This window comes from Intestinimonas sp. (assembly GCF_026169115.1).
Taxonomy (GTDB): Bacteria; Bacillota; Clostridia; order Oscillospirales; family Oscillospiraceae; genus Intestinimonas.
The window spans coordinates 1-5366 of sequence record NZ_JAPFEA010000045.1 but is presented as its reverse complement, the minus strand read 5'-3'; the positions used below and the strand labels follow the sequence as shown (position 1 = coordinate 5366).

Below are 5366 nucleotides of genomic sequence, written 5' to 3'. Positions count from 1 at the left end.
TCCCCGTGCCGGTCCGCCGCCGGCTCCAGGAGACCTGCGGCTCCTGGGCCAACGCCCTCTACCAGCTGGGCCTGGAGCCCCATCGCCCGGACTGAGTCCGTCCCCATCTGCCCGCCGTCCTCTGGACGGCCCGTCTGTGAGGTGTCTTTTTGGATAAACCCCTTGTGAGCATCATTGTCCCTGTCTACAACGCCGAGCTCTACCTGGGCCCCTGCCTGGAGAGCCTGCGGGCCCAGAGCTGGCCCGACCTGGAGATCATCCTGGTCAACGACGGCAGCACCGACGGCTCCGGCGAGATGTGCGCCGCCGCTGCCCGGGTGGACCGGCGGGTCCGGGTCCTGGACCGGCCCAACGGAGGCGTATCCGCCGCCAGAAACGCCGGTTTGGAGGCGGCCCGGGGGGACTATCTCCAGTTTTCCGACAGCGACGACCGTATGACGCCGGACGCCACCGAGACGCTGGTCCGGACAGCCCAGAGCACCGGCGCGGACCTGGTCCTCTCCCACTTTTTCCGGGTGGATGGGGAGAAGCAGGCCCAGCGGGGGCACATCAAGGGGGAACGGCTCCTCACCCGGCAGGAGTTTGCCCAGGAGATGGTGAAGGCCCCGGCCAACTACTACTACGGCGTTTTGTGGAACAAGCTCTACCGCCGGCCCATTGTGGAGAAGCAGGGTCTCCGCTTTGAGGAGGGGGTGAGCTGGAGCGAGGACTTCCTCTTCAACCTGGAATATCTGCGCCATGTCCGCCTGGTGGCGGCGGTGCCCAAGCCCCTCTACTACTACCATAAGCGGCCTGGCAGTCTGGTGGCCAGCCAGGCCACCCTCCGAAAAATGCTCCGCATGAAGCGGGATACCTTTGATTATTATAAGAATCTCTATCAGGACCTGGACCTCTACGACGAGCAGAAGGCCAGGATCTACCGCTATCTCATCTCCAGCGCCACCGACGGCACGACCCTCACCCTCCCCGGCGGCGGGGAGAAGGGCCGCCGGCCGGCGCTCCAGACAGACCTGTAAAGTAAACTGCCCCTTCCGCGTCTTTCTGGGACGCGGAAGGGGCAATTTCGTCTGTTTACAGAGCGCCCAGGTACTGTCCCGCCTTGCTGGCGGCCATGGCACCATCGGAGGCGGCGGTGACCAGCTGGCGCAGCTCCTTGGAGCGGCTGTCCCCGGCCACAAAGACGCCGGGCACGTTGGTAGCGCAGTCCTCGCCGGCCTGGATATAGCCGTACTCGTTGAGGGCCAGGGGGGGAGAGAATTTTTCGTTGTCGGGGATGAGGCCCACCGCCGCGAAGACGGCGGCGACATGGAGGATGCGCTGGTGCTCCGGCCCCATGAGACGGACGGCCTCCACCTGATTCTCCCCCTGGATCTCCAGCACCTTGTGCTCGGTGAGGAGCCTGACGTTTTCTTTGGTTTTCAGGTTGTCCAGCAGGTATTTCTGGGCGGTGAGCTTGTCCCGGCGGTGGATGAGCCACACCGTGGGGCAGATGGAGGCGAGATAGATGGCGTCCTCCACGGCGGTGTTGCCGCCGCCCACCACGGCCACCTCCTTGCCCTTGAAGAAGCTGCCGTCACAGGTGGCGCAGTAGCTCACGCCCTTGCCGCCCAGCCGCTCCTCACCGGGGACCCCTAGCTTCCGGCGCTGGACGCCGTTGGCCAGGATGAGGGTGCGGCCCTCATAGGTCTCCTCCCCGGCGCGGACCAGCTTGACCCCGCCCCTGTCCTCAAATCCGGTGACGGCGGCGAACTGAAATTCGGCCCCCAGGTCGGCACACTGCTGATAGAGGCCCATGGCGAAGTCAGGGCCGGAGATGGAGAGGGTCCCCGGCCAGTTCTCCACATGGGGGGTGGTGACGGCCTGGCCGCCGGGGACGCCCCCCTCCAGCACCAGGACAGTGTGCCCGGCCCGGCGGGCATACAGGGCGGCGGTCAGCCCGGCGGGACCGGCGCCTACGATCACGATATCATACATCAGAAACGACCTCCTTCGGGTGTCATTTTGTCTGCTGTTCTCATTCTAGCGCAAAACCCTCCGGGAGGCAATCTTCTTTTCTGAAAACGGTAAAACTCAGGGGCGGACGCCCATGGCCTCCAGCAGCTCCTCCAGCAGCCGGTTCTGCCGCCGGAGGAGGGAGATCATCTCCCGGCAGGCGGGGCAGCCAAAGGCGGGCGGGCCGGGACGTACGACCCGGGTAGCGGTGTCGGCCAGGGCCGCGCGGGGACCGGCGTCTGCCTGTATCCAGGCGGGCGACGGCCCCCGATGCTGCCGGTCCTGGCCTTGGTTGCGGTGTCCCATTTGGGATTCCCCCTTTCTCTCTTATCTTATGTTTGGGATTGACTTTGGTCCGTCCGGGGAGTAAAATCTAAAAGTGTCTGAAATGAGACAGAAAGAGGGGCGAGGGGATGGCGGAGGACTGGAGCCGGGAGCAGCTGGCCACCCTGGCCGGGACAGAGCTGTTCCGGGCGGTGCCGGAGGACAGGCTCCGCCGGGCGGCGGAGGACCCGGGCTGTCTGAGGGAGACCTTTCCGAAGGGAGCGGTGATTTACAGCCCCAGCCGGTTCCGCCGGTGCCTGGGGGTCTTCCTCGCCGGCCGGGCCAGGGTCACCAAGGGGGCCCTGGTCATGAGCACTCTGGAGCGGAGGGACTTTTTTGGGGCGGCAACGCTGTTCCACCGGAGGGACCGGTATGAGACCACCGTCGCCGCCCTCACGGCCTGCACCGTGGCCTTCTTTCCGGAGGAGCTGGTGGCCGCACTGCTGGACGACTGCCCCCCGTTCCGCCGGAGCTACCTCGCCTACCTCTCCGAGCGCATCCACTTCCTGAGCCGGAAGGTGGAGGGACTGACCGCCCCCGGGGTCACGGGAAAGCTCTCCCGCTGGCTGCTGGAATCAGGGCGGACAGAGGTCTCCTGCCCCGCCACCGAGCTCTCCCGCCGGCTGGACGTGAGCCGGGCCTCCCTCTATCGGGCCTTTGAGGAGCTGGAGGGGGCCGGGGCCATCCGCCGGGCGGGAAAGACCATCGTCATCCTGGACCGTGGGGTCCTGGAGCACCAGAATGGAGGAACCTAGCATGAAAAGAAAACTGCTTTCCCTGACCATGGCGCTGCTGATGCTGGGCGGCGTCCTGGCTGGCTGCGGCCAGAAGGACGCCGGGAACAGCCCCGCGCCGGAGACCGCCAGTCCCGAGACCAGCGCCCCGGCGGAGACCGCCGCCCAGCCCACCCAGGAGCCGGAGGGCGCCATCCGCTTTGCCGTCCTCAACGGTCCCACCGGCGTGGGCGCGGCCAAGCTCATGGCGGACAACGACGCCGGGGCCACAGCCAACCGCTACGAGGTGGAAGTCTTCACCGCCAACGACCAGGTGGCCGCCGGTCTCAGCAACGGGGAGATCGACATCGCCGCCGTGGCCTCCAATGTGGCGGCCAACCTCTACAACAAGACCGACGGCGGCATCCAGATGCTGGCCGTCAGCGGCCTGGGCGTCCTCTACATTCTGGAAAACGGGGACAGCGTCCACTCCATGGCCGATCTGGCCGGCCGCACCCTCTATGCCACCGGCCAGGGGGCCAACCCGGAGTATGTCCTCAACTACCTCCTCACTGAAAACGGGGTGGACCCCGCCGATGTGGACATCCAGTGGAAGACCGGCGATGAGATCACCACCCTGATGGTCAGCGGAGAGGCCGAGCTGTGCATGCTGCCCGTCCCCGCCGCCACCGCCGTGCAGCTCAAGAACGCCGACGTCCGGGAGGCCCTGGACCTCTCCGCCCAGTGGGACAGCCTGCAAAACGGCAGCCGCCTGACCATGACCACTCTGGTGGCCCGGACCGATTTCATTGAGGAAAATCCCCAGGCGGTGGAAAACTTCCTGGCCGACTATGCCGCCTCGGTGGAGTACGTCAATGGCGACCCCGCCGCCGCCGGCGAGCTGGTGGCCCAGTACGGCATCACCGCCAACGCCCAGATCGCCCAGGCGGCCATCCCCAAATGCGCCCTGGTGTGCATCACCGGCGCTGATGAGATGCGCAGCGCCATCCAGGGGTATTATGAGGTCCTCTACCAGGCCAGCCCCGACGCCATCGGCGGGGGCATCCCCGACGACGCCTTCTATTATCCGGGGTGAGCAGGAAACGGACAGCCGCTCCCGCCAAAGGCTGGCGGGAGCGGCTTTTGCCCCTTGTGTTCTGGCTGCTGGTATGGGAGTGCGCTGCCCTGGCGGCGGGGCACCGGGCCCTGGGGACAGCCTGGACGGTCTGGCGGCAGACAGGGGACCTCTCCGGCCTTCTCACCTGCCTGTGGGAGGGGCAGGTCTTCCTCCTCCCCGCCCCGCCCAGGGTCGCCCAGGAGCTGCTGGCCCTGGCGGGGACTGGGGCGTTCTGGCAGACGGCGGCGACCTCCCTGTGCCGGGTCTTTGCCGGGGCCGCCGCGGGGGTGGGAGTGGGGACTGCGCTGGCCGCCCTCACTGCGGCTTTCCGGTGGGCCCGCCTTCTCTTCGCTCCGGCAATAAAGGTGGTCCGGGCTGCCCCGGTGGCCTCCTTTATCATTCTGCTGCTGCTGTGGACGCCCCGGGACTGGGTGCCCGCCATCATCGCCGCCCTGATGGCCCTCCCGGTGGTGTGGGCCAATGTGGTCCAGGGGGTGGAGGGCACAGACGACGGGCTGCTGGAGCTCTCCCGGGCCTACGGCTTTTCCCGGTGGCGGCGGCTCCGGCTGGTGTATGTCCCCTCGGTGCTGCCCTACTTCACCGCCGCCTGCCGCACCAGTCTGGGCCTGGCCTGGAAGGCAGGGGTGGCCGCCGAAGTCCTCTGCCTGCCCAGAACGGCCATCGGCGCCCAGATGAACAACGCCAAGATCTACCTGGAGACCCCCGCCCTCTTTGCCTGGACCCTGACGGTGCTCCTCCTCAGCTTTGTGCTGGAGGGGACCCTGGGATGGCTGCTGGGCCGGGTGGAACAGAGGAGGAGGGGGAGCGCCTGTGCTGGAGATTCGTGAACTGACCCTGGCCTATGGAGAAAAGCGGGTGCTGGACAGCTTCTCCCTCACGGTCCCGGCGGAGGGGATCACCGCCCTCTCCGGGCCGTCGGGCTGCGGCAAGACCACTCTGCTGCGGGTGCTGGCCGGCCTGGAACGGCCCTCCTCCGGCTCCGTCGCCGGGCTGGAGCCGGCGCGGGCCGTCCTCCTCTTTCAGGAGAACCGGCTCTTTCCCTGGCGCACGGCGGAGGAGCACATCATGGATGTGCTGCCGGAGCCGGACCGGGGGACGGCGCTGCGCTGGCTGGCGGCGGCAGGGTTGGAGGGGGAGGCGGGGACCTTCCCGGCTGCCCTCTCCGGCGGCATGGCCCGGCGGCTCTCCCTGGTCCGGGC

General features: G+C 67.6%; 7 protein-coding genes. 5 read left to right on the top strand and 2 right to left on the bottom strand.

The annotated features are described in order from the left end of the window. The first annotated feature begins 164 nt into the window (after nucleotides 1-164). Nucleotides 165-1016, top strand: a complete 852-nt coding sequence (locus Q0Y09_RS04105; protein ID WP_297718023.1) for a glycosyltransferase — start codon at nucleotides 165-167, stop codon at nucleotides 1014-1016. 55 nt (nucleotides 1017-1071) lie between these two features. Here Q0Y09_RS04105 and Q0Y09_RS04100 read toward each other — a convergent pair whose 3' ends face one another. Both Q0Y09_RS04100 and Q0Y09_RS04095 read right to left on the bottom strand, forming a co-directional pair. Continuing rightward, a complete protein-coding gene (locus tag Q0Y09_RS04100) occupies nucleotides 1072-1974 on the bottom strand; it encodes an FAD-dependent oxidoreductase (protein WP_297718021.1) in 903 nt (300 codons plus the stop codon). Nucleotides 1975-2070: 96 nt separating this feature from the next. Beyond that, on the bottom strand, nucleotides 2071-2298 hold the full coding sequence (locus tag Q0Y09_RS04095) for a hypothetical protein (RefSeq protein ID WP_297718018.1): 228 nt from the start codon (nucleotides 2296-2298) through the stop codon (nucleotides 2071-2073). Between the two features lie 107 nt (nucleotides 2299-2405). Between Q0Y09_RS04095 and Q0Y09_RS04090 the strand changes: the two genes are divergently transcribed. From Q0Y09_RS04090 to Q0Y09_RS04075, 4 genes are all read left to right on the top strand, one after another. After that, nucleotides 2406-3071 (top strand): Crp/Fnr family transcriptional regulator, encoded by a 666-nt coding sequence (locus Q0Y09_RS04090; RefSeq protein WP_297718015.1) that lies wholly within the window; start codon nucleotides 2406-2408, stop codon nucleotides 3069-3071. 1 nt (nucleotide 3072) lies between these two features. After that, nucleotides 3073-4125: an ABC transporter substrate-binding protein gene (locus Q0Y09_RS04085; RefSeq protein WP_297718013.1), complete on the top strand. Its 1053-nt coding sequence runs from the start codon at nucleotides 3073-3075 to the stop codon at nucleotides 4123-4125. A gap of 56 nt (nucleotides 4126-4181) precedes the next feature. Next, the gene (locus Q0Y09_RS04080) at nucleotides 4182-4994 is read left to right on the top strand and encodes an ABC transporter permease (protein ID WP_297718010.1); all 813 of its coding nucleotides are present in this window, start codon (nucleotides 4182-4184) and stop codon (nucleotides 4992-4994) included. Continuing rightward, nucleotides 4978-5366: ATP-binding cassette domain-containing protein (locus Q0Y09_RS04075; protein WP_297718007.1), on the top strand; the 389-nt coding region annotated here is incomplete at its 3' end. The genes Q0Y09_RS04080 and Q0Y09_RS04075, both read left to right, overlap by 17 nt.